The organism is Rhizobium sp. Root482 (genome assembly GCF_001426565.1).
GTDB lineage: Bacteria > Pseudomonadota > Alphaproteobacteria > Rhizobiales > Rhizobiaceae > Pararhizobium.
Window position 1 is genome coordinate 647601 of record NZ_LMFA01000001.1, and the last position, 21531, is coordinate 669131.

15 protein-coding genes are annotated in these 21531 nt (G+C 63.1%); 7 read left to right on the plus strand and 8 right to left on the minus strand.

All coding sequences use genetic code 11. The features are described 5' to 3' along the window. Positions 1-41 precede the first annotated feature (41 nt). From ASD31_RS02835 to ASD31_RS02860, 6 genes are all read right to left on the minus strand, one after another. Positions 42-1724, minus strand: a complete 1683-nt coding sequence (locus ASD31_RS02835) for a response regulator (RefSeq protein WP_056328956.1) — start codon at positions 1722-1724, stop codon at positions 42-44. A gap of 13 nt (positions 1725-1737) precedes the next feature. After that, positions 1738-8064 carry a HAMP domain-containing protein gene (locus ASD31_RS02840; RefSeq protein WP_056328958.1) on the minus strand — a complete coding sequence of 2109 codons (6327 nt, stop codon included), beginning with the start codon at positions 8062-8064 and terminating at the stop codon, positions 1738-1740. 174 nt (positions 8065-8238) lie between these two features. After that, a complete protein-coding gene (locus tag ASD31_RS02845) occupies positions 8239-8526 on the minus strand; it encodes a hypothetical protein (protein WP_056328961.1) in 288 nt (95 codons plus the stop codon). Between the two features lie 8 nt (positions 8527-8534). Beyond that, positions 8535-8870 (minus strand): hypothetical protein, encoded by a 336-nt coding sequence (locus ASD31_RS02850; RefSeq protein ID WP_056328964.1) that lies wholly within the window; start codon positions 8868-8870, stop codon positions 8535-8537. After that, the gene (locus ASD31_RS02855; RefSeq protein ID WP_056328966.1) at positions 8863-9219 is read right to left on the minus strand and encodes a hypothetical protein; all 357 of its coding nucleotides are present in this window, start codon (positions 9217-9219) and stop codon (positions 8863-8865) included. Before ASD31_RS02855 ends, ASD31_RS02850 begins: the two co-directional genes overlap by 8 nt. Before the next feature lie 8 nt (positions 9220-9227). Continuing rightward, positions 9228-9410, minus strand: a complete 183-nt coding sequence (locus ASD31_RS02860) for a hypothetical protein (RefSeq protein ID WP_056328969.1) — start codon at positions 9408-9410, stop codon at positions 9228-9230. A 274-nt stretch (positions 9411-9684) separates the two neighbouring features. Here ASD31_RS02860 and ASD31_RS02865 point away from each other — a divergent pair, with 274 nt between their 5' ends. Further along, positions 9685-10881 carry a glycosyltransferase family 4 protein gene (locus ASD31_RS02865; protein ID WP_056328973.1) on the plus strand — a complete coding sequence of 399 codons (1197 nt, stop codon included), beginning with the start codon at positions 9685-9687 and terminating at the stop codon, positions 10879-10881. Continuing rightward, positions 10878-11957 carry a glycoside hydrolase family 5 protein gene (locus ASD31_RS02870; protein ID WP_244483733.1) on the plus strand — a complete coding sequence of 360 codons (1080 nt, stop codon included), beginning with the start codon at positions 10878-10880 and terminating at the stop codon, positions 11955-11957. The genes ASD31_RS02865 and ASD31_RS02870 overlap by 4 nt, the downstream gene beginning before the upstream one ends. Positions 11958-11966: 9 nt before the next feature. Here the strand turns inward: ASD31_RS02870 and ASD31_RS02875 are convergent, their stop codons facing one another. Both ASD31_RS02875 and ASD31_RS02880 read right to left on the minus strand, forming a co-directional pair. Next, positions 11967-13271, minus strand: coding sequence for a hypothetical protein (locus ASD31_RS02875; protein ID WP_056328978.1), 1305 nt, complete (start codon positions 13269-13271; stop codon positions 11967-11969). Positions 13272-13339: 68 nt separating this feature from the next. Continuing rightward, the gene (locus ASD31_RS02880) at positions 13340-15394 is read right to left on the minus strand and encodes a GumC family protein (RefSeq protein WP_056328981.1); all 2055 of its coding nucleotides are present in this window, start codon (positions 15392-15394) and stop codon (positions 13340-13342) included. A 309-nt stretch (positions 15395-15703) separates the two neighbouring features. On the opposite strand from ASD31_RS02880, the gene ASD31_RS02885 reads away from it, so the two are divergent. From ASD31_RS02885 to ASD31_RS02905, 5 genes are read left to right on the plus strand one after another with little or no spacing between them, the layout of a single operon-like run. Further along, positions 15704-15955, plus strand: coding sequence for an acyl carrier protein (locus tag ASD31_RS02885; protein WP_056329366.1), 252 nt, complete (start codon positions 15704-15706; stop codon positions 15953-15955). Next, the gene (locus ASD31_RS02890) at positions 15955-17136 is read left to right on the plus strand and encodes an acyl-CoA dehydrogenase family protein (protein WP_056328983.1); all 1182 of its coding nucleotides are present in this window, start codon (positions 15955-15957) and stop codon (positions 17134-17136) included. Before ASD31_RS02885 ends, ASD31_RS02890 begins: the two co-directional genes overlap by 1 nt. 6 nt (positions 17137-17142) lie before the next feature. Continuing rightward, positions 17143-18054 carry an amino acid--[acyl-carrier-protein] ligase gene (locus ASD31_RS02895; protein ID WP_056328985.1) on the plus strand — a complete coding sequence of 304 codons (912 nt, stop codon included), beginning with the start codon at positions 17143-17145 and terminating at the stop codon, positions 18052-18054. 4 nt (positions 18055-18058) lie between these two features. Next, positions 18059-19030 (plus strand): DUF1839 family protein, encoded by a 972-nt coding sequence (locus tag ASD31_RS02900; RefSeq protein WP_413813777.1) that lies wholly within the window; start codon positions 18059-18061, stop codon positions 19028-19030. A gap of 3 nt (positions 19031-19033) precedes the next feature. Next, positions 19034-21514, plus strand: coding sequence for a glycoside hydrolase family 2 protein (locus ASD31_RS02905; RefSeq protein ID WP_056328991.1), 2481 nt, complete (start codon positions 19034-19036; stop codon positions 21512-21514). The last annotated feature ends 17 nt before the right edge of the window (positions 21515-21531 follow it).

Genomic DNA, 21531 nt, shown 5'->3' on the forward strand with positions numbered 1-21531 from the left:
AGCGGCACCCAATCCCCACGCTTGCGGCAGATCGTCCGTGGTCAACCCGGCAGGTCGGCGCCCAGGGACGCGGAGAGTGCCGCGGTGAGCTGGTGCTGCGAAAACGGCTTGGAAAGCCTCAGAATATCCGGCAGATCCACGCCACCAGGCAGGTCCACGTAACCGGACGCCAGGATGATCGGCAGGTTCGGATAGGTGGAGCGGATACGCGACGCCAGTTCGGCGCCGGTCATGCCGGGCATGGCGTGATCGGTGATCACCAGGTCGAATTGCTGGTCGGAACCGAGCGCGGCAAGCGCTTCTGCGCCGGAGCCGACCTCCTTGACCATATGCCCGAGGTCCTCCAGCATCGCCGCCGTGCCCATGCTGACCAGGGCATCGTCATCGACCACCAGGATCGTACGCGAGGTTCTGCCTTCTTCGTCGGCCGGCGCCTCGGCCGACGCTGGAGCAACTGCGCGCACCGGCGCGTCGCCTGCGACCGGAAGCCAGAGATCGATGGAGGTACCAGCCTGCGGCTGGCTCGACAGGACGAGCGTTCCGCCCGACTGGGCCACCAGTCCATGCACCATGGACAGTCCAAGGCCCGTCCCCTTGCCCGGACCCTTGGTGGTGAAGAACGGATCGGTGGCCTTGGCCAGGGTCGCCTCGTCCATGCCGCTGCCGGTATCGGCCACCCGCACGCGCACATAGTCCCCTGCCGCCAGCCTCAGTTGCGGCGCGTCCGCTAAAACCACTTCGCTGGCCGCCGTGATGGTCACTGCGCCGCCTTCCGGCATGGCATCGCGCGCGTTGATGACCAGATTGAGCAATGCCAGCTCGAGCTGGTTGGCATCGACCAGCACCGCCGCCAGCTTTTCCGGAAGCTCCTTCTGGAAGCGGATGCCGGGCCCCATCGCCCGTTGCAGAAGGTCTTCCATGCCGGTGACGACGCGGATGATATCGACCGCCTGTGGTTTCAGTTCCTGGCGCCGGGCAAAGGCAAGAAGGCGCTGCGTCAGGGCCGCGCCGCGCTCCGCCGCCTGGGCGGCATTGTCGAGCAGGCGATGGCTGCGTTCATCCTGAGGAAGACGCTTCTTCAGCAATTGCAGGCTGCTGAGTATGGCCATGAGCAGATTGTTGAAATCATGGGCGACACCACCGGTCAGCTGGCCGATAGTATCGAGTTTCTGCGCTTCGAACAGTTGCGCCAAGGCCTCCTCGCGCTCGCGCGTACGCTCTTCGATCCTATGCTCCAGCACCTCGTTCAGGGCGAGAAGCTGGGCGGACGAGGCTTCGAGTTCGGCGGTGCGGTCCGAAACGCGCTGTTCGAGTTCGGCATTCAGCCGCTCCAGTTCGCGGGTCTTGCGATACAGTTCGGCAAACACCTTGACCTTGGCGCGCAGAAGCTCCGGCACGACCGGGACCGACATATAGTCCACCGCCCCGGCCTCGTAGCCGCGCAGGCGATCCGGTTCGGTCATCATGACGGCGGACACGAAGATGATGGCGGTCTTCTGGTAGCGCGGATGCTCACGGATCATCGCTACCAGTTCGAACCCGTCCTGGTCGGGCATGCAGACATCGACCAGGATGACCGCCACATCGGTCTTCAGCAGCCACTCCAGCGCCTCGCGCCCGGACTTCGCCTTGATCAGGTTCTCGCCCAATTCCTGGAGAATGACCTCGTAACTGAGCAGTTTTGCGGGTTGGTCGTCGACAAGCAGGATATTGACGGGTTCCATCTTACATTCTTCCTCAACGATGAAGCCACATGCGAAGCGCGGAGAGCAACTGCTCGGTATTGACCGGTTTGGCCAGATAATCGGAAGCCCCCGCCTCCAGGCACTTCTCGCGGTCACCCTTCATAGCCTTTGCCGTCAGCGCCACAATAGGCAATCGGCGGAAGGCCGGATTCGAACGAATGACCTGCATCGTCTCGTAGCCGTCCATGCCCGGCATCATGATGTCCATCAGCACGATGGCGACCTCCGGCTGGGCGTTGATCACCGAGATCGCCTCGCTGCCGGTGGTGGCCGTCAGCACATTCATGCCGCGCCGCTCGAGCACGCTCGAAAGCGCGAAGATATTGCGCGCGTCGTCATCGACAAGCAGGGCGGTGCGGCCGATCAGGTCGTCGTCGGATTCATGCAGGCGCTCCAGCATGGCCTGCTTGGATGCGGGCATGTCCGCAACCACCCGGTGTAGGAACAGGGCCGTCTCGTCGAGCAGGCGCTCGGGCGATTCAACCCCCTTGACCACGACGCTGCGGGCCATGGTGTGAAGTTTCGCGTCCTCCTCCAGCGACAGCTCCCGACCGGTAAACACGACGACAGGCACGTCGGCGATCGAGGCATCGTCGCGGATGCGCTCCAGCACCTCGAAACCGGACATATCCGGCAACTTGAGGTCGAGCACCATGCAGTCGGCCGATTGTTCGCGCAGGATTTCCAGCGCCTTTTCGCCGGTATCGACGCTGACGATATCGATATCGTCATGGCCGAGAAGCTCGGTGACCCCCAGCCGTTCGCCCTCATTGTCCTCCACCAGCAACAACCGCTTGCGCCGCGGCTGCGCAAAGCCCTTGAGCTTTGCAAGGGAGCGGGCAAGGCCATCGCTGGTCGTCGGCTTGCTCATGAACGAAAACGCCCCGCGCGACAGCCCATGCTGGCGGTCCTCGTCGAGGGTGACGATCTGCACAGGAATATGCCGGGTCGCCGGATCCTGCTTCAGCTGGTTGAGCACCGTCCAGCCCAGCATGTCCGGCAGGTAGACATCGAGCGATATGGCGGTCGGGCGATATTCGCGGGCAAGCACCAGCGCATCGGCGCCGCGCATGGCGACCAGCACCTTGAACCCGTTGTCGCGGGCGAGATCGATGAGCACATTGGCATAATGCGGGTCGTCCTCGACGATCAACAGGACATTGTCGCCCGGTTCGATCTTGCTGCGATCGTCGGCGATCTGCTCGGACGGCTTGTCACCCAGGAGCCCGGTGGCAAGTGCCGCGATCGAGACCGCCGCAACGTCGCTGACGCTTGGCCGCATGGCGACCGGCGTATCGCCTACCAAAGTCAGCGGCAGATAGAGCGTGAACGTGCTGCCGACACCGGGCGTGCTGCGCAGCTGGATTTCGCCGCCGAGGAGATTGGCAAGTTCGCGGCTGATCGCAAGTCCGAGACCGGTGCCGCCATATTTCCGGCTGGTCGAGGCATCCGCCTGCTGGAACGCTTCGAAGATGATCCGCTGCTTTTCGGACGGGATGCCGATACCGGTATCCGAGACCTCGAAGGCGATCACCGACGGCGCGTGCTTCAGCGACGGATGATCGGCGCTCCAGCCACTTGCCACCGGCGCGACCCGCAGCTTGACGCCGCCCTGGTCGGTGAATTTGAAGGCATTGGACAACAGGTTCTTGAGTATCTGCTGCAAGCGCTTGGAATCGGTGACGATGCTGCGCTCGAGATCGGGCGCAAGCTCCACCTGGAAAGACAGCTTGCGGTTTTCCGCCTCGTGGCGGAACGGTCGCGTCATCACGTCGAGCAGGCTGTTGAAGAAGATTTCCTCGGCATCGACCGACACCGTGCCCGATTCTATCTTCGACAGATCGAGGATATCGCTGATGAGATTGAGAAGGTCGGTGCCGGCGCCATGAATGGTGCGGGCGAATTCGACCTGCCGGGAGGAAAGATTGCCTTCCGGGTTTTCGCCCAGCTGCTGACCGAGAATGAGGATCGAATTCAGCGGCGTGCGCAATTCATGCGACATGTTGGCGAGGAATTCGGACTTGTATTTCGACGTCAGTGCCAGTTCCGTCGCCTTTTCCTCAAGCGCCCGGCGAGCGCGTTCGATTTCCTGGTTCTTGGCCTCGACCTCGACATTGCGCTCGGCAAGCTGCTGCGCCTTCTGCTCGAGCTGCTCGTTGGTCTGCTGCAATTCGCGCTGCTGGGTCTGCAACTCGATCGCAAGCTGTTGCGACTGCGTCAGCAGTCCTTCGGTGCGCATCGTTACCTCGATCGAATTGAGGACGATGCCGATGGAGGTGGTCAGCTGGTCGAGGAAGGACAATTCAAGGTCCGTAAAGCTGGAGACCGAGGCAAGCTCGATCACCGCCTTGACCTGGCCTTCCGAGAGAACAGGCAGCACGATGACGCTGCGCGGCTTCGCCTTGAAGATGCCGGAACTGATCGGCACCGTCTTTTTCGGCATGTCGGTGATGAGGATGCGCCGCGCATCCTGGGCGCATTGGCCGATCAGCCCCTGCCCCATCTGCAGGCGCGCGGGATGGCCCTTGACGCCGTCATCGGCATAGGCGGAAAGAAGCCGCAGGCCGGCAAGTTCGCCTTCCGCCTCCACCTGGTAGATGACGCCGTGCTGGGCGCCGACAAGCTGCGCCAGTTCCGACAGCAGCATGCGCCCGACCGTCGAGAGGTCGCGCTGGCCCTGCAGCATGCTGGTAAAGCGGGCAAGGTTCGTCTTCAGCCAGTCCTCTTCGGTATTGCGCTCCGTCGTCAGGCGCAGATTGCCGATCATGGTGTTGATGTTGTCCTTGAGTTCGGCAACCTCGCCCCGCGCCTCGACCTGGATCGAGCGGGTCAGGTCGCCCTTGGTCACGGCGGTGGCGACCTCGGCGATGGCGCGCACCTGTGTCGTCAGATTGGCCGCCAGAAGGTTGACGTTGCCGGTCAGATCCTTCCAGGTGCCGGCGGTACCGGGCACGTTGGCCTGGCCGCCAAGGCGCCCTTCGACGCCTACTTCGCGCGCCACCGTGGTCACCTGGTCGGCGAAGGTCGCAAGCGTCTTTGTCATGTTGTTGATGGTCTCGGCCAGCGCCGCCACCTCGCCCTTTGAAGCGACCGTCAGGTTCTGTTCGAGGTCGCCGTTGGCAACCGCCGTCACCACCTTGACGATGCCGCGCACCTGCTCTGTAAGGTTGACCGCCATGACGTTGACGGTATCCGTCAAATCCTTCCAGGTCCCGGCAACGCCCGGAACCTGCGCCTGGCCGCCGAGCTTGCCTTCCGTTCCGACCTCGCGCGCCACGCGCGTCACCTCGCCGGCAAAGGCATTCAGTTGGTCCACCATCGTGTTGATGGTGTTCTTGAGTTCGAGGATTTCGCCCTTCACATCGACCGTGATCTTGCGGCTGAGGTCGCCGCGCGCCACCGCCGTCGTCACTTCGGCGATGTTGCGGACCTGTGTCGTCAGGTTGGCGGCGAGCAGGTTGACGTTGTCGGTCAGGTCCTTCCAGGTACCTGCAACGCCCGGAACCACGGCCTGGCCGCCAAGCCGTCCGTCGGTGCCGACCTCGCGCGCAACGCGCGTCACCTCGCCCGCGAACGAGCGCAGCTGGTCGACCATGGTATTGAGCGTATCCCTAAGCAGCAGGATTTCGCCGCGCACATCCACCGTGATCTTGCGGCTGAGGTCGCCATTGGCGATCGCGGTCGCCACCTCGGCGATGTTGCGCACTTGCGCCGTCAGGTTACCCGCCATGGAATTGACGCTGTCGGTCAGGTCCTTCCAGGTGCCGGCTACGCCCGAAACCTGCGCCTGGCCGCCGAGCTTTCCTTCGGTGCCCACCTCGCGCGCCACGCGCGTCACCTCGCCGGCAAAGGCATTCAGCTGGTCCACCATCGTGTTGATGGTGTTCTTCAATTCGAGAATTTCGCCCTTCACATCGACCGTGATCTTGCGGCTGAGGTCGCCTCGGGCCACCGCTGTGGTCACCTCGGCGATATTGCGCACCTGGCCCGTCAGGTTGGACGCCATGGAATTGACGTTCTCCGTCAAATCCTTCCAGGTGCCGGCAACGCCCGGAACCTGCGCCTGGCCGCCGAGCTTGCCTTCCGTTCCGACCTCGCGCGCCACGCGCGTCACTTCCGAGGCGAACCGGTTCAGCTGGTCCACCATCGTGTTCAGCGTTTCCTTCAGCTGCAGGATTTCGCCCTTCACGTCCACGGTGATCTTGCGGCTGAGGTCGCCATTGGCGATCGCGGTGGAAACCTCGGCGATATTGCGCACCTGCGCGGTCAGATTGCCGGCCATGGAATTCACCGAGTCCGTCAGATCCTTCCAGGTCCCGGCGACGCCGAGCACATTCGCCTGGCCGCCGAGCCGGCCCTCGGTGCCCACTTCGCGAGCCACGCGGGTCACTTCGCCGGCAAAGCCGTTCAACTGGTCCACCATCGTGTTGATGGTTTCCTTCAACTCCAGGATTTCCCCGGAGACCGTCACTGTGATCTTCTTCGAAAGGTCTCCCTGCGCCACGGCGGTGGCGACCTCGGCGATGTTACGCACCTGGCCGGTCAGGTTGGACGCCATCGAGTTCACCGAATCCGTCAGGTCCTTCCAGGTCCCGGCAACACCCTTCAACTGCGCCTGCCCGCCGAGCTTGCCCTCGGTGCCGACCTCGCGTGCCACGCGCGTCACTTCCGAGGCAAAGGCGTTCAGCCGATCGACGGTGGTATTGATCGTCTCCTTCAACTCCAGGATTTCGCCCTTCACATCGACGGTGATCTTCTTCGACAGGTCGCCATTGGCGATCGCGGTGGAAACCTCGGCGATATTGCGAACCTGCGAGGTCAGGTTGCCGGCCATGGAATTGACGTTCTCGGTCAGGTCCTTCCAGGTGCCGGCGACGCCGCGCACATTGGCCTGGCCGCCGAGCCGCCCTTCGGTGCCTACCTCGCGCGCCACGCGCGTCACTTCCGATGCGAAGGCGTTCAACTGATCGACCATCGTGTTGATGGTCTCCTTCAGCTCAAGGATTTCCCCGGACACCGTCACCGTAATCTTTTTCGACAGATTGCCATTGGCGATGGCAGTCGAGACCTCGGCGATATTGCGCACCTGCGCCGTCAGGTTCGAGGCCATGGAATTGACGTTGTCGGTCAAATCCTTCCAGGTGCCGGCGACGCCCGGAACCTGCGCCTGGCCGCCAAGCCGGCCCTCGGTGCCCACTTCGCGGGCCACGCGCGTCACCTCGCCGGCAAAGCCGTTCAGCTGGTCCACCATCGTGTTGATGGTCTCCTTCAGCTCAAGGATTTCGCCGGAGACATCGACGGTGATCTTGCGTGAGAGGTCGCCGCGCGCAACCGCCGTCGTCACCTGGGCGATATTGCGCACCTGCGCCGTCAGGTTGCCGCACATGGCATTGACCGAGTCCGTCAGATCCTTCCACGTGCCGGCAACGCCGGGCACCAGCGCCTGGCCGCCGAGCTTGCCTTCGGTGCCGACCTCGCGCGCCACGCGCGTCACTTCCGAGGCGAAGGAACGCAACTGGTCGACCATCGTGTTGATGGCCTCCTTGAGCTGAAGGATCTCGCCGCGCACATCGACGGTGCTCTTCTTCGACAGGTCGCCATTGGCAACCGCGATGGTCACCTCGGCGATGTTGCGCACCTGCGCCGTCAGGTTCGAGGCCATGGAATTGACGCTCTCGGTCAAATCCTTCCAGACGCCGGTGACCTCGCTCACCTGCGCCTGCCCGCCGAGCTTGCCGTCGGTGCCGACTTCACGCGCGACGCGGGTCACCTCCGAGGTGAAGACGCTGAGCTGCTTGATCATGGCATTGACGATATTGGCCGAGCGCAGGAATTCGCCCTTCAGCGGACGGCCATCGACATCCAGTGGCACGGTCTGCAAAAGGTCGCCCTTGGCAACCGCCGTGATCGCCCGGGTAACGGCCGTCGTCGGCCAGAGAAGATCGTCGATCAGGGAATTGACCGATCCTTCCATATCCGACCAGGCGCCGTGAGAAAGGCCGAAGCGCACACGGGTGCTGGTCTTGCCGTCGCGTCCCACCACCTGGCCGACATGCTCGAGCTGTTCTGCCATGCGCTGATTGGCGGCGACGATGTCGTTGAACGTGTCGGCGATCTTGCCGGCGATCCCGATCCGGTTGCCCGGCAGCCTGACGGAAAAATCGCCATTGCGCATGGACTGGAGCCCCATGAGCAGCGCGTCGAGATCCAGCGCCGCGCCGTTGTCGTCATCCGCAAGGTCGAACCCGGGCGCGCCCGCCTCGACCCCGGCCTGCTGGTTCGGTTCGTCGGCGGCAGCATCATCGATTGTGGCGGTCATGGGGACTCCAGGATGTCAAAACTTGGCGACTGCAAGCTCATGCCTCAGCGTAAATCGCATTCCATGACGAATGTGGAATAAACTGTTGTAAATGCAAGCGATACAATCGGTTTTCCACGCCCAGCCGGCCAGGCGGATTGCCGGCCGGAGACTCACGTCGGAAAATCGGCTTTTTCAGCCTTTCTTGCCGCAAGAATACGGATGCCTGGTGTGGATACGAGCCGGTATCAAACCGAGGGCCAAGCCTGTGGAGCCCCGCCCGGCAGACCAGAGATAGACACGGTTTTCGTGGAATGGTGGTTGCAAGGATGCAAAAATAGCTTCCGCCCCCTCCGGCAGGAGCACCAGCGTCTCGCCGAAAGGAGGGGTGACCGGCGTCAGCGCGTCATGAGGCCAGCCGGTCGCCCGCACCATGGCGCACGACCATATATCGATGGCGGCACGCCCGCTATCGGCAATCATGACACTACCTATCGCAAATGCCGCCAGGCTTGCCTGAAAACCGCTCTTGAACGTCCGATCGGCGTTTCCGTCTGGTGGCGTGCGCGAAGGGCCGTGGTCAAAACCAGGCTGACCAGTCCGACCGCCGTTACCAGAAGTGGCGTGACGTAGCCGCCACTGCCATCACCAGTGCGATCAGCGGCATCGCGCCCACCCTCGATCCGCGCTCTGAGGGAGGCAACCTGCCGGCGCAGGCGCGCCAGCTCCCGGTGTTCATTCACACCATTTTCTGGAATGCCGACGAAATCATGTTCGACATCGACCACGCCCAACGGCACCGGCTTTCCAATGGATGTATCAGCCATGGTAGGTTTTCCTCTCGACGATTTTTGCGGCGATGACTGGCAGCAGCGGCAAGAGGCTCGTCGTCAGCGCCGCCGCCGGCCGCCGCAACAAGTAGACTACCAGGAAGGAGCCTCCCGTGATCGCCGCAAGCTTTGCCCAAGGGTAAGGTCCGAGCTGTGCACGGGCGCTCCCGTGCGCCCAGGACGCGCCGGAGCGGGCCACGGTCGCCGTCTGTCGCTTGAGGATATCGAGGCGCGCCCGCAGCAGGTTGAGATCCTTCATCAGGAGTTCGCGCTTGAGTTTCAAGTCGTACTCGGCCACAGGCATCGGCATCGGCGCGAACTGGGTATCGTCATTGGGCTCCAGCATGATGCGCCTCACTTCCTCGGATGATGGTCGCCGCGATCGCCTTCACCCGGCTTTGCCTTGGTCTCTGCAACCCGGCGCCGATCCGCTGAAAGTGACTTGCCGACATCGACGGATTCTTCGAAGCGGCCGTTTTCGTCGCGGCGCACATAACGTTTGTCGGTACCGGTATCGATCAGTTCTCTCTTCGTCATGGTTCGTCTCCAACTGATATGATCAGGGGAGAAACGCGCCCGATTCAAAAAAGATGCACGCCTTTTTAAAAAGCGCCGACGGGCGGATATTGGTTCAAGGCAGGCCCGCGCCGGCAGATAGTTCAATTTGCCGGGATAGGCTTCCCACAATTTTAACGGGCTTGTGCTTTAGATGGCTGCGGCGTTACCGGCCGCGCCGTTACCAGTCGCGTTGGTGGCCGGCATTTCGCGACGGCGAGCAGGCCTCTCCTCTTCAACACTGAATGTAGGCTTCATGAGAGACAGTACCGCGCAAACCCTTGACACTCCGCTGATCGTTCATGTCGTCCGCCAGTACAAACCCAATCTCGGCGGGCTCGAGGATGTGGTCGCCAATCTTTGCCGCCTGCTGCCGGCAAACGGTTTTCGGGTGCGCGTCGTCACCTGCAACAGCCTGTTCTCGGACCCACAGGCCGGTCGCCTGCCTGCCCATGAAGTCATCGACGGCGTCGAGGTGGTCCGCGTGCCCTGGGCCGGTTCGCCGCGATACCCGCTGGCCCCGGCGGTCTTCCGGCATCTTGCCGATGCCGATATCGTCCATGTGCATGCCATCGATTTCTTTTTCGACGCTTTGTCGCTCGGGCGGTGGCTGCATCGCCGCCCGCTGGTCGTCACCACGCATGGCGGTTTCTTCCACACGCAGAAATATGCAGCGCTGAAGAAACTCTGGTTTTCGACCCTGACGCGCCTGTCGGCCGGCGGTTATAACCGCCTCATCGCCTGCAGCATCAAGGACAAGGCGCTGTTTGCCGGCATTGCCGGAGACCGCGCCAGCCTGATCGAGAACGGCGTCGATACCGGGAAATTCAAAGGCCGCTCCGCCATCGAGCCGAAGCGGCGGATCGTCACTATCGGCCGGTTCTCGGTCAACAAGCGGCTGGACCGGCTGCTCGACGCGATGGCGGTGCTGGCGCGGCGCCATGACGACTGGCATCTTGACATTATCGGCGTCGCCTCGGATCTCGGCCTGGAGGATCTCGACCACGAGATCGCCGGTCGCGGCCTGTCGGCCCGCGTGACAGTGCATGCCGGCCTCGGCAACGGGGAAATCGGCGCCCTCCTGGCAGAAGCCTCCCTTTTCGCCTCGGCTTCGGAATATGAAGGCTTCGGCCTTGCCGCCGTGGAGGCGATGAGCGCCGGGCTGCTGCCTATCCTGCATGCCAATCAGGCCTATCGCGATCTGGCCACCCGTCACCCGGACGTTCTGCTTTGCGATTATGCCATGCCGGTACAGGCGGCCGACCGGATCGAAACCGCCTATCGCCGGCTGTCCGAGACCGGGCCCAACCTGCGGCTGGCGCTGATCGAGGCCGCGCAAACCTATGCCTGGGACGCCGTGGTCGAGCGCTACACCGCTATTTACCGGGACATTCTCGGTGCCCGCGCGACCGTACCGCCGCGCGCCGGCCTCGCACGGGCCGTCAACCCGTGAGCGCGGTGCGACCAAGCGCATGGAACGGCAGCCGCCGCGCTCTGAAAACCCTGCTGCCGGCAGCCGTCCTTCTCCTGGCGGAGGCCGGGCCTGGCGCGGCCGCCTGCCTGCGCGGGATCAATCTGGCTGGCGCCGAATTCGGCGAGCCGGGTGGCGCCTATGGCGAAAGCTATATCTACCCCTCCAAAAAGACGGTGAACTATTTTGCCGGCAACGGCTTTGACACGGTGCGGCTTCCCTTCCTCTGGGAACGCCTGCAGCCGCAGCTCGGCAAGGACCTCGACGCGGCCGAACTGGAACGGTTGAAGGACAGCGTCGGACGCATGAGGGCCGCCGGCCAGACGGTCATTCTCGACCCCCACAACTACGGGCGCTACGGTGACAGGATCATCGGCACGCCTGCCCTGCCCGATTCCGCTTTTGCCGATTTCTGGCAGCGTCTCGCCAAGGCCTTTGCCGGGCAGGACGATGTTCTCTTCGGCCTGATGAACGAACCGCACGACATGGATTCGGGCCTCTGGCTGAAATCGGTCAATGCGAGCCTCGCGGCCATCCGGGCGACCGGCGCGAACAATCTCGTCCTCGTGCCCGGAGTCGCCTGGACGGGCGCCCATAGCTGGCAGGCGGATGTGGATGGCGCATCCAACGCCTCCACCATGATCCATGTCGAGGATCCCACCGACAACTACGCCTTCGAGGTGCACCAGTATCTGGATTCGAATTTCTCGGGCACCCACAAGGAATGCACCCGCGTCGATGATGCCGTTGCTGCGATCAATGACATGACCGACTGGCTCCGCGCCAACGGAAAGCGCGGCTTTCTGGGCGAGTTCGGCGGTTCCGCGACGACGGACTGCATGATCGGCCTTGCCACGATGACCCAGGCGGTCGACGAGGCGAGCGATGTCTGGATCGGCTGGACCTATTGGGCGGCCGGCGACTGGTGGCCGGCCGAAGAACCCCTGAACATCCAGCCAACCGTCGATGGCGACCGACTGCAGATGAAGGCTCTGACCCGACGCGCAAGCGCCGATAAATCCGCCTGCCCGGCACTCGCCCCACCCGCTGGCAAGTAAGCCTCGCCGTCAGGCTATTCTTAACCCGCGCTTGAAGACCCTCTGCTGCCCCGGCTTCAACCCGTCTTTCGCCGAAGTTTCGGGCCAGTCCAGCGCATTGACCGTGCCCAGCAGGAACCAGAGAAGGGCTGCCGTTTTGATCGAATAGAGGGAATCGCTGATGATCATCAGGAGCATCAGGTAGACGATCACCATGGAGTGGAAGCTCCGTGCTTTCGGTGCGCGCGCAGGTGCGAAGATGAAGAGCGCCCAGAGCCCGATGAAGCCGAACAGGCCGAATTTCGTCAGCGTGTAGGCGAGGCCCGAATCGGCTGTGAACTGCGTCGTCGTCTCGGCCCCCAGCACGACGCGCAGATTGAGTTCGGTGAGGATATGGGCCGTTACCTGGAACCGGCCGCCGATATCGTTGGGCCCTCCGCTGGTCCCCGTGACGATGCCGTAATAGGCCAGCACCGAGAGCATGAAGAACGGCAGCACATACCAGACCGTCCGCGGGATCAGCGGATAGAAGGGGTAAAGCAGGGTCATCAGCACGCAGGTATAGAGCCCGAAACGGGCGTCGCCGAGCGCGATGATGGCAAGCGCCATGGCAAATGTCGTCCAGCGCAGCCGCATGCTCGGCCGGAACAGCGCCCATGCATAGACGATCGCCCCGAAATTGCCGACCGATACCGGCTCGAGAAACACCGAGGACACGCGCTGCAGGCCGAGAAAGGGCAGGATGGTACGTGCGCTCGGGCGCATCCCGCTGATGAACAGGCCGGTCGTCTGGCCATAGAGTTGGTCCAGGGTAACGCTGCCGCGGGCGAGATAGTAGCCGATCACGTTGAAGAAGGAGATGTAGAGGTCGAGAAAGAAATACTCGAAGAGGCCGAAGCCGAGCACGATCGCCGTCGAGGCAATCACCAGCCGGTCGGCGAGCTTCAGATTGGCAAGTCCGTGGCCGGCAAAATAGAAGCCGATCGGAATGAGGATATCGCGCAGCGCCTTGAGGTCGCTCTGGCCGCGCAGCGCAAACAGGAACAGCATGTAGGAGATATAGACGCCGAGCACGAGATAGAGGCCCGTTCGGCGGTTGAGCGCGACGATGAAGATCGAGCCGATGAGCACCATCTCCGACAGCATCACATGACTGTCGGAAATCCCCATGACCTTCGTGTTGATCAGGCAGAGAAGCGCGTTGAATACCAGCGCGCCGATGACGCAGAAACTCGCAAGCCGGGCAAGGGTGTCACCCTGCCCATCTCGGATGATCGGCAGGTCCACCCCGGGCGTCAGGGCAAAGCGCCGCGATGTTTCTGCAAAAACGCTCATCCGAAATCATTCGCTCCCGGCTGCCTCGCGCCGCCCGATATCCATGGCCGCACCCCGCCTGCGGGCGCTCATCCGATGACGATGCCGCCCAGCATCCGTTCCTTCCAGGGTGCGAGCATCGCCGACAATTCGGCGAGATCGCGCCCGCTGGTCTGCCCGAGCCTGACCACCACCAGAATGGCCGAAGCCGATTTCAACAAGACCGGCAGGTGCTGTCCGGCATCCGTGCCGCAGGCATCGATGAGGGTATAATCGATCTGCCGCGTCCAGCCGGTGGTAGAGATGCGCGGCGTGCCGGAACGGATCGAAGCGATCTTGGCGCTACCGGCGAAATCAAGGGACTGCAGGTCGAGGAAATCGAGGCCGGAGGCAGACGCCTCGCTCCTGGCGGTGACGCCGCCCTGCCCGAGAAGACCGATCGGCCTTGTATGGGCCTGCCGCTTCCGGTGCGGCCGCACCGTTCCGGGCGCAAACTGCACCGCCGCACCGGTGGCGCTCAACGCCACGGAAATTTCGGCAACCATCGACGGATCGGACCGCTCCCCGCCGGGAGAGATGAAAAGAACGGTTGCCGGTGTCTGCTCGGCCAGCGCGTCGCTCAGCAGGTAGCTGACACGCAGCATGCCCATTTCGCGGACATCGCCTGACTGATCCGGCGTGCGCGCATCGAGATAACGGCCGATAAAGTCCGGCATTTTCCGGCGGCGGGCGGGTTTTTCAAACTTCAGCGCGGCGATGCGCGCAACGACCGGCATGCCCAGTCGCTCGGCCACCTGCCGCTGGCTGCTGACCTGGCCGCCGAGCAGATCGCGCAGCACCGCGAGCACCGATCCCGCAGCTACGCCGAACAGCAGGGAGGCGACCAGCACCAGCGGCGCCGATAGACGCGACGTCCGCGTCGGCGGGGTGGCCCGCGAAATGATCCGCGAATTGCCGATGCTCATTTCCTGTTGGCGACCCAGTTCCTCGGCCCGGGTCAGGAAGGACTTGTAGACGCCCTGGATGGCGGCCGCCTCGCTTTCCAGCTGGCGCAGCCGCGTACGGGCGTCGCCGTTCTCGCCGTTTCGGTTCTTCAGGGCGTCGAACCGCGATTGCAGCGCCGCCACATTCGATTTCGCCCGTTCGTAATTGTTGCGGATCGATGCCTGGACGCGGCGAAGCTCGGCCTCGACCTGCTGCTTCATGCCGGCAACTTGCGAACGGGCCGTCTGCAATTGCGGATGGAGGCTTCCCAACTGCGTCTGCAATTCGACCTGGCGGTCGAGCATGGCCGCATAGCGGGTGCGCATCGCCGTCACCGAGGTGAATTGCAGCGCCTCGGGAATGGCGCCAGCCTCGATGTCGGCCATGGTCAGGTCCTTGACCTGGTTGTAGTTGGTTTCCTGCTGTTCGAGCGTGGTCCTGGCGGTCACCAATTGCTGGCTGACATCCTGCAATTGCTGGTCGCTGACAAGGCCCTGTTCACCGGTGCTGATCAGGCCGTTCTCGATCCGGAATTTCTCGATCTTGTCTTCGGTTTCAAGCAGTTGCTTGCGCAGATCCTCGGCCTGGACCTGAAGGCTCATGCTCGCCTTCAGCGTGTTTTCGGAGCGCGACCTGTTTGCCTTGTCGAGATAGATGGTGGCGATCGTGTTGGCGATTTCGGCCGAACGGGCGGCATCGGAGTGCTTCACGGTAATGTCGAAAACCAGCGACTGCTCGGCCCGGGCAACGGTCACCTGCTTGTAGAGCGCCCCGGCGGCGGCGATCGTCTGCGCCTGGGTGGGCGATGCCTGGGGTTTACCGAACAGACGGGAAAGCAACCCCGGCTGGCCGAGGAGATAGGGATCCTTCTCCAGGCCAAGCTTGCGCACCGCTTCCGCCAGGACCTCCTGCGACTGCATGACATAGATCTGGCTGTCGATATCCTGCTGGACCTGGGTAGGCGATTGGCCGTCGGCCACCGTTCCGCCGACCGCGGGCAGTTTCTGCGGGTCGAGCAGGATCTGGCTGGTGGCGCTGTACAGAGATGTTTGCGTGACGATGAAAACCATGCCGAGCAGCAGGCAGGCGGCAGCGGTCGCGACAACATAGCGGATGCGACGCCTCAATATCCCCGGCAATTGGAAAACATCAATATCCATCTCTTGTCCAGGCTGGCGTCCAGGAACGGCTCGAAACCGGATGGCTCCACCGGCGTCATCCGCTGTCATCTCAATCGTCGGAGGCGCCGCCGCGTTGCGCTACGAACCGAAATTCGCAGATCATGGTTAACAATTCCTCTACGCGGGCGGACACTCTTCCCCTCTCGTAACGCGATGCGCGTTGCCGAAGGCGTTGCAACCTTTAGGAAAATTTATCCATGTCTTTTAGCCCGATTTTAGAGGCGAAGGCGTATCAACTCTGGGGAGCGAACCCGATGAAACGATGGCCTCGTATAAGGAGAATTCATGATGAATAAGCAGGTTAGGCAATTGCTGGCTCAGTATGGCTCCCTCCCGGCGGCCCTTGAAGACCTCGGCAATGATGCGGATCTTTACGCAGCCGGTCTTTCCTCGCACGGTTCCGTGCAGCTGATGCTGGCGCTCGAAGATACATTCGACGTGGAATTTCCTGATAACCTCCTCAACCGCAAGACCTTCGCCAGCATTTCGGCCATCGAGGCCGCAGTGAACGGCCTGGTCGGCGAACGGGACGCCGCGTGATGGACCTGACGCTGAACGCCAGCGGCGCCGATCTTCTCGAACGCGCCCGCCGCGTTGCCGCCATCGCCGAGAAACACGCCGATCACGTCGATGCCGAAGGCCGGTTTCCGCGCGAGGCCGTCGATGCACTGGTCTCTGAGCGGTTGCTGTCGATCCAGGTTCCCGCCGAACTCGGTGGGGAAGATACAGGCCTTCCGCAGATCGCCGAAATCTGCACCGTGCTCGGCCAGGCCTGCGCCGCGGCCGCCATGGTCTTTGCCATGCACCATATCAAGCTTTCCAGCCTCGTTTCCCACGGCATCGATAGCGCCTGGCACCGAAGCTTCATGCGCCAGGTCGTGGTCGATCAACTGCTGCTCGCCTCGGCGACCACAGAAGGCGGCATCGGCGGCAATCTGCGCAATTCGATCTGCGCCGTTTCCGTCGAGGGCGACGACTGTCGGCTGGAGAAGGACGCGACCGTCATTTCCTACGGTCACTACGCCGATGCGATCCTGATCACCTCGCGGGCCCATGCCGAGGCCGCTTCGACCGACCAGGTGATGACCGTCTTCACCAGGGATCAGTACACGCTGGAGCGGACCCATGTCTGGGATACGCTCGGCATGCGCGGCACCTGCTCGGACGGCTATCTCTTCAAAGGTCAGGCGCCGAAGGAACAGATCCTGCCAAAACCCTTCGCCGAGATCGCCGCCCAGTCGATGCTTGCAACCTCCCATCTTCTCTGGGGCGCGGTCTGGTACGGGATCGCCGTCAACGCGGTCACGCGCGCCCAGGCCTTCGTGCGCGCCGCCGCCCGCAAAAGCCCTGGCGCGCCGCCGCCGGGTGCACTGCATCTCGCTGAAGCCTCAAGCCTGCTGCAACTGGTCAAGTCCAGCGTCGTGGCCGGGCTTGAGCGAAACGAGGCGGCGAAGGCCGATCCGGAACTGCTCTCCTCGATGGGTTTTGCGGTCGCCATGAACAACGTCAAGATCGGCGTGTCGCAGACCATTCTGACGATCATCAACCATGCGCTGCAGATCACCGGCATCATGGGATACAAGAATGGGACGCCCTTCAGCCTCGGCCGGCATCTGCGCGACGCCCATTCGGCGCAGCTGATGATTTCAAACGACCGCATTCTCGCCAATACATCCAACCTGCTCCTTGTTCACAAACAGGACACCAGCCTTCTGGGGTAACCGACCATGGACATGCAGACATCATCTCTCCTCGACCGGCTGTTCTCCGCCGGCCTGCTGATCGATACCGGCGTCGATGGCCTCTATGGCCGCAGCGGCGCCTTCGAGGACGTGATCACCCGTTTCGAACGGCTGATCGACCGCTTCGGCGGCGACGACAACCCCGAGGCGATCCGCTTTCCGCCCGGCATGAACCGCGCCCATTTCGAGGGCTCCGGCTACATGAAGAGCTTTCCGCAACTGGCCGGAACGATTCACAGTTTCTGCGGCTGCGAGCTTGACCACGTCAACCTGCTGCAATGCATGACCGACGGCGAGGACTGGACGACCGAGCAGAAGGCGACCGATATCGTGCTGACGCCGGCAGCCTGCTATCCGCTCTATCCAACGATTGCCAAGCGCGGCGCCCTGCCGGCCGGTGGCGGCCTGTTCGACCTGCAATCCTACTGTTTCCGCCACGAACCGTCGAAGGATCCGGCCCGCATGCAGCTTTTCCGCATGCGGGAATATGTCCGCATGGGCAAGCCGGCGGATGTCATGGCATTCCGTGAGGACTGGATGCAGCGCGGCACGAAACTGATGGAACAGGTTGGCCTTCCCGTCGAGATCGACGTCGCCAACGACCCATTCTTCGGCCGCGCCGGCAAGATGTACAAGAACAACCAGCGCAGCCAGAACCTCAAGTTCGAACTGCTGATCCCGATCAATTCGGTCGCCAGCCCGACCGCCTGCATGAGCTTCAATTATCACCAGGACCATTTCGGCAAGACCTGGGACCTGAAGACAGAGGACGACGAGACCGCCCATACCGCCTGCGTCGGCTTCGGCCTGGAGCGGATCGCGCTCGCGCTCTTCCACCACCATGGCCTCGATTCGGGCGAATGGCCGGAAACGGTGCGCCAGGCGCTTTGGGGCTGATGTCTTGAAGCAGGCCATTTTTGCAGACATCGATCCGGGAACATACCGGCCACATACCCTCCACGCGCAGGAGCGCATGTGGCCGGAGACCAATTGCTATGTCGATCTGTGGATCGAGGTTCTGAACGCGCTCGGCCTGCCGCCGCAGGCGATGCTCGGCTTTACGCTCACGCAGGATTGTGAGGGCGACCAATTCACCTTCTTCAAGGTTCCGCTCGAGGATCTCGAAACCCTCTACGGCATTACCTGCACCGAACTTGCCATCTACGACCGGGTGGAAAGCCATATCGCTACGCAAATCGGGCGCGGCCGGCTCTGCCTTGTCGAGATGGACAGCTATTTCATGCCGGATACAGCCGGCGTCGCCTATCGGATCGAACACGGCAAGACGACGATCGCCGTCAACCAACTCGACATGGCTGCCCGCAGGCTCGGCTATTTCCACAATGGCGGCTATTTCGAGCTGGCAGGCGAGGATTTCGACGGGCTCTTCCAGATGGCTGCGACACCGGATGCCCTGCCCTTCCTGCCCTATACGGAATTTGCGAAATTCCCCGGCACGGCACCGTCCGAGCCGGCCATTCGCGCTGCGGCGCTCGATCTCCTGCCGAAACATTTCAACCGGCGCCCCGACAGCAATCCTTTCCGAGCTTTTTCGAAGGATTTCCCCGCCCAGGTCGAGGCGCTTGCAGAGCGGCCCTTCGGCTTCTTCCACAAATATGCCTTCAACACGCTGCGCCAGTTCGGCGCCAATTTCGAGCTTGCGGCGAGCCATTTCCAGTGGCTTTACCCGGATGGCCAGCTGGAGGATGCACGCCTGCAGGCCTTGCGCATCTCCGAGGTCGCAAAGACGGTCCAGTTCCAGCTCGCCCGCGCCGTCTCCCGCAAGAAATTCGACGCGCTTTCGGCCGCACTCGACCCGGCAGCCGATGCCTGGGATGCCATGATGGGCGTGCTTGAAGCACGGATCGGATAGGCCATGGCGGCGCAAGGCAGCCAAACGGAGCGTTCCTTCGGGCAGCCCCGCCTGCTGGGTGAAGGCTGGCAATTGCGGTTGACGCCGGCCGGCGCTCATGCGCATCCCGATACGCTCCCCGACGACGCCGGCGATATTCCGGGCTTGGTTCCGGGCACCGCCGCCGCTGCGCTGGAAGCCGCCGGCCGGTTCGACCGCACGGCGCCACGGCCACTGCATGACGTTGATGTCTGGTATCGCATCGTGCTGGACGAAGAGCCGCCGGGTGACGCATTGCTGCGCTTCGAGGGACTGGCAACACTTGCCGAAGTCTTCCTGAACGGCGACAGAATTCTGTCCTCCGACAGCATGTTCCTGTCCCACGACCTGCCGGTTTCATTGCAAGGCGGCGATCAACTGGCCATCTGTTTCCGGGCGCTGGCGCCGGAGATCGCCAAGAAAGGCCCCCGGGCTCGCTGGCGGCCGCAGATGATTACCCCGGCCGGTGTCCGTCTCAAGCGCACGACGCTCCTCGGCTTCATGCCGGGCTGGTGTCCCGAAATTCACGCCGTCGGCCCCTGGCGGCCCATCAGCCTCGCACGCCCCGTCGCCGAGCCGATCGCCGACGATGTCCGGATCGAATCCCGCCTCGGCGACGACGGAACCGGGTATCTCCACATCTCCTTCCTCGCCCGCAATATGCCGGGCCCGCTTCGTGTCCGATGCGCAGGCGTCGAGGCGCAGGTGAATATTGAACCGGACGGGCGATCGACCGCGACCATGACGCTGCCCGCCATCACCCCATGGTGGCCGCACACCCATGGAATACCCGCTCTCCATGCCATCGACCTGATCACGGCCGCGGGCGTCATGCCGCTCGGCCGCACCGGCTTCCGACGGATCGAGGTCGATCGCCAGCAAGACGGCAACGGCTTCTCGCTGAAAATCAACGGCGAGCCCGTGTTTTGCCGGGGTGCTGTCTGGACATCGGCCGATATCGTCCATCTTTCCGGATCGAGAGAAGACTATGCGCCCTGGCTGAAACTGGCCATCAAGGCCCATATGAACATGATCCGCATCGGCGGCACCATGGCCTACGAAACCCCGGAATTCTTCGCGCTCTGCGATGAACTGGGCTTTATGGTCTGGCAGGACTGCATGCTGGCCAATTTCGACTATCCGGCTGGCGATGAGACCTTCCTTGCAAACATCAAGACAGAGATTGGCCAATTTCTTGGCGCCACTCGCGCCTCCCCCTCGCTGACCGTGTTTTGCGGCGGCAGCGAGGTCTATCAGCAGGCGGCCATGCTCGGCCTGCCGGAAACGGTCTGGAAAGGCCCGCTGACCGAAATCATCCTGCCGGAGATCGTCGCCGCCGAGCGGCCGGATATCGTCTACGTCCCCAACTCGCCATCGGGCGGTGCCATGCCCTTTTCGCCCAATGCCGGCATCACCCATTATTACGGCGTCGGCGCCTATTGCCGTCCGCTCGAGGATGCCCGCCGCGCCAATGTCCGCTTTGCCGCCGAATGCCTGGCCTTTGCGCATGTGCCGCAGCAGCAAACGCTGACCCGCCATCTCGATGTGGCCCCGGTCCACGATCCGCTATGGAAGGCACGCGTCCCGCGCGATCGCGGCGCCTCTTGGGATTTCGAGGATATCCGCGAGCATTATCTGCAGGACCTCTACGGCTTCGATCCGGCGCGCCTGCGCCGCGAGGATCGCGCCCGCTATCTCGACCTGTCGCGCGCCGTGACCGGCGAGGTCATGGAGGCGACATTTGCCGAGTGGCGCAGGCACGGCTCGACCTGCGGCGGCGCGCTGGTCTGGACTTTCCAGGATCTCCTGCCCGGCGCCGGCTGGGGAATTGTCGATGCAACCGGCCTCCCGAAACCCGCCTGGCACGCGCTGCGACGCGCCTTCCGCCCGATCCAGGTCGCCCTCACCGATGAGGGCACCAACGGACTCGATGTGCACCTGATCAACGAGACGGCTTCCGAGCAGCCGGTCAGGATCGAGCTCTCCTGCCTGCGCGGCGGGCAGCAACAGGTGGTCGGCGGCTCACGCGACCTGGTGCTAGCGCCCCGCTCCAATCAAGTCCTGCCGGCAACGGCTTTGTTCGGCGCCTTCTTCGATACCACCTATGCCTTCCGTTTCGGCCCGCCGTCCCACGATGTCACGGTGGCGCGTCTCCTTGGTGCCGAGACCGGCGAGAGCCTGGCCGAGGCCTTCCATTTTCCCCTGGGCAGGGCCGCGGCCTTCCATGACGCGGCGATCACGGCGCAGGTGGAAGAGGATGAAGAGGGCTGGCATCTCCAGCTGACGGCAAATCGCCTTGCCCAGTCGGTTCATATCGATGCGGACGGCTTCCTGCCCTCCGACGACTGGTTCCATCTGGCGCCGGGTAAGCCGCGCATCATCCGGATGGAACGGCGCAACGAGGGCAGTGGGCCGCCAAGCGGCGAAATCACCAGTGTCGGCTGCCCTTCGATCCTGCGATTCTGACTTAAAATCAGGCCAAT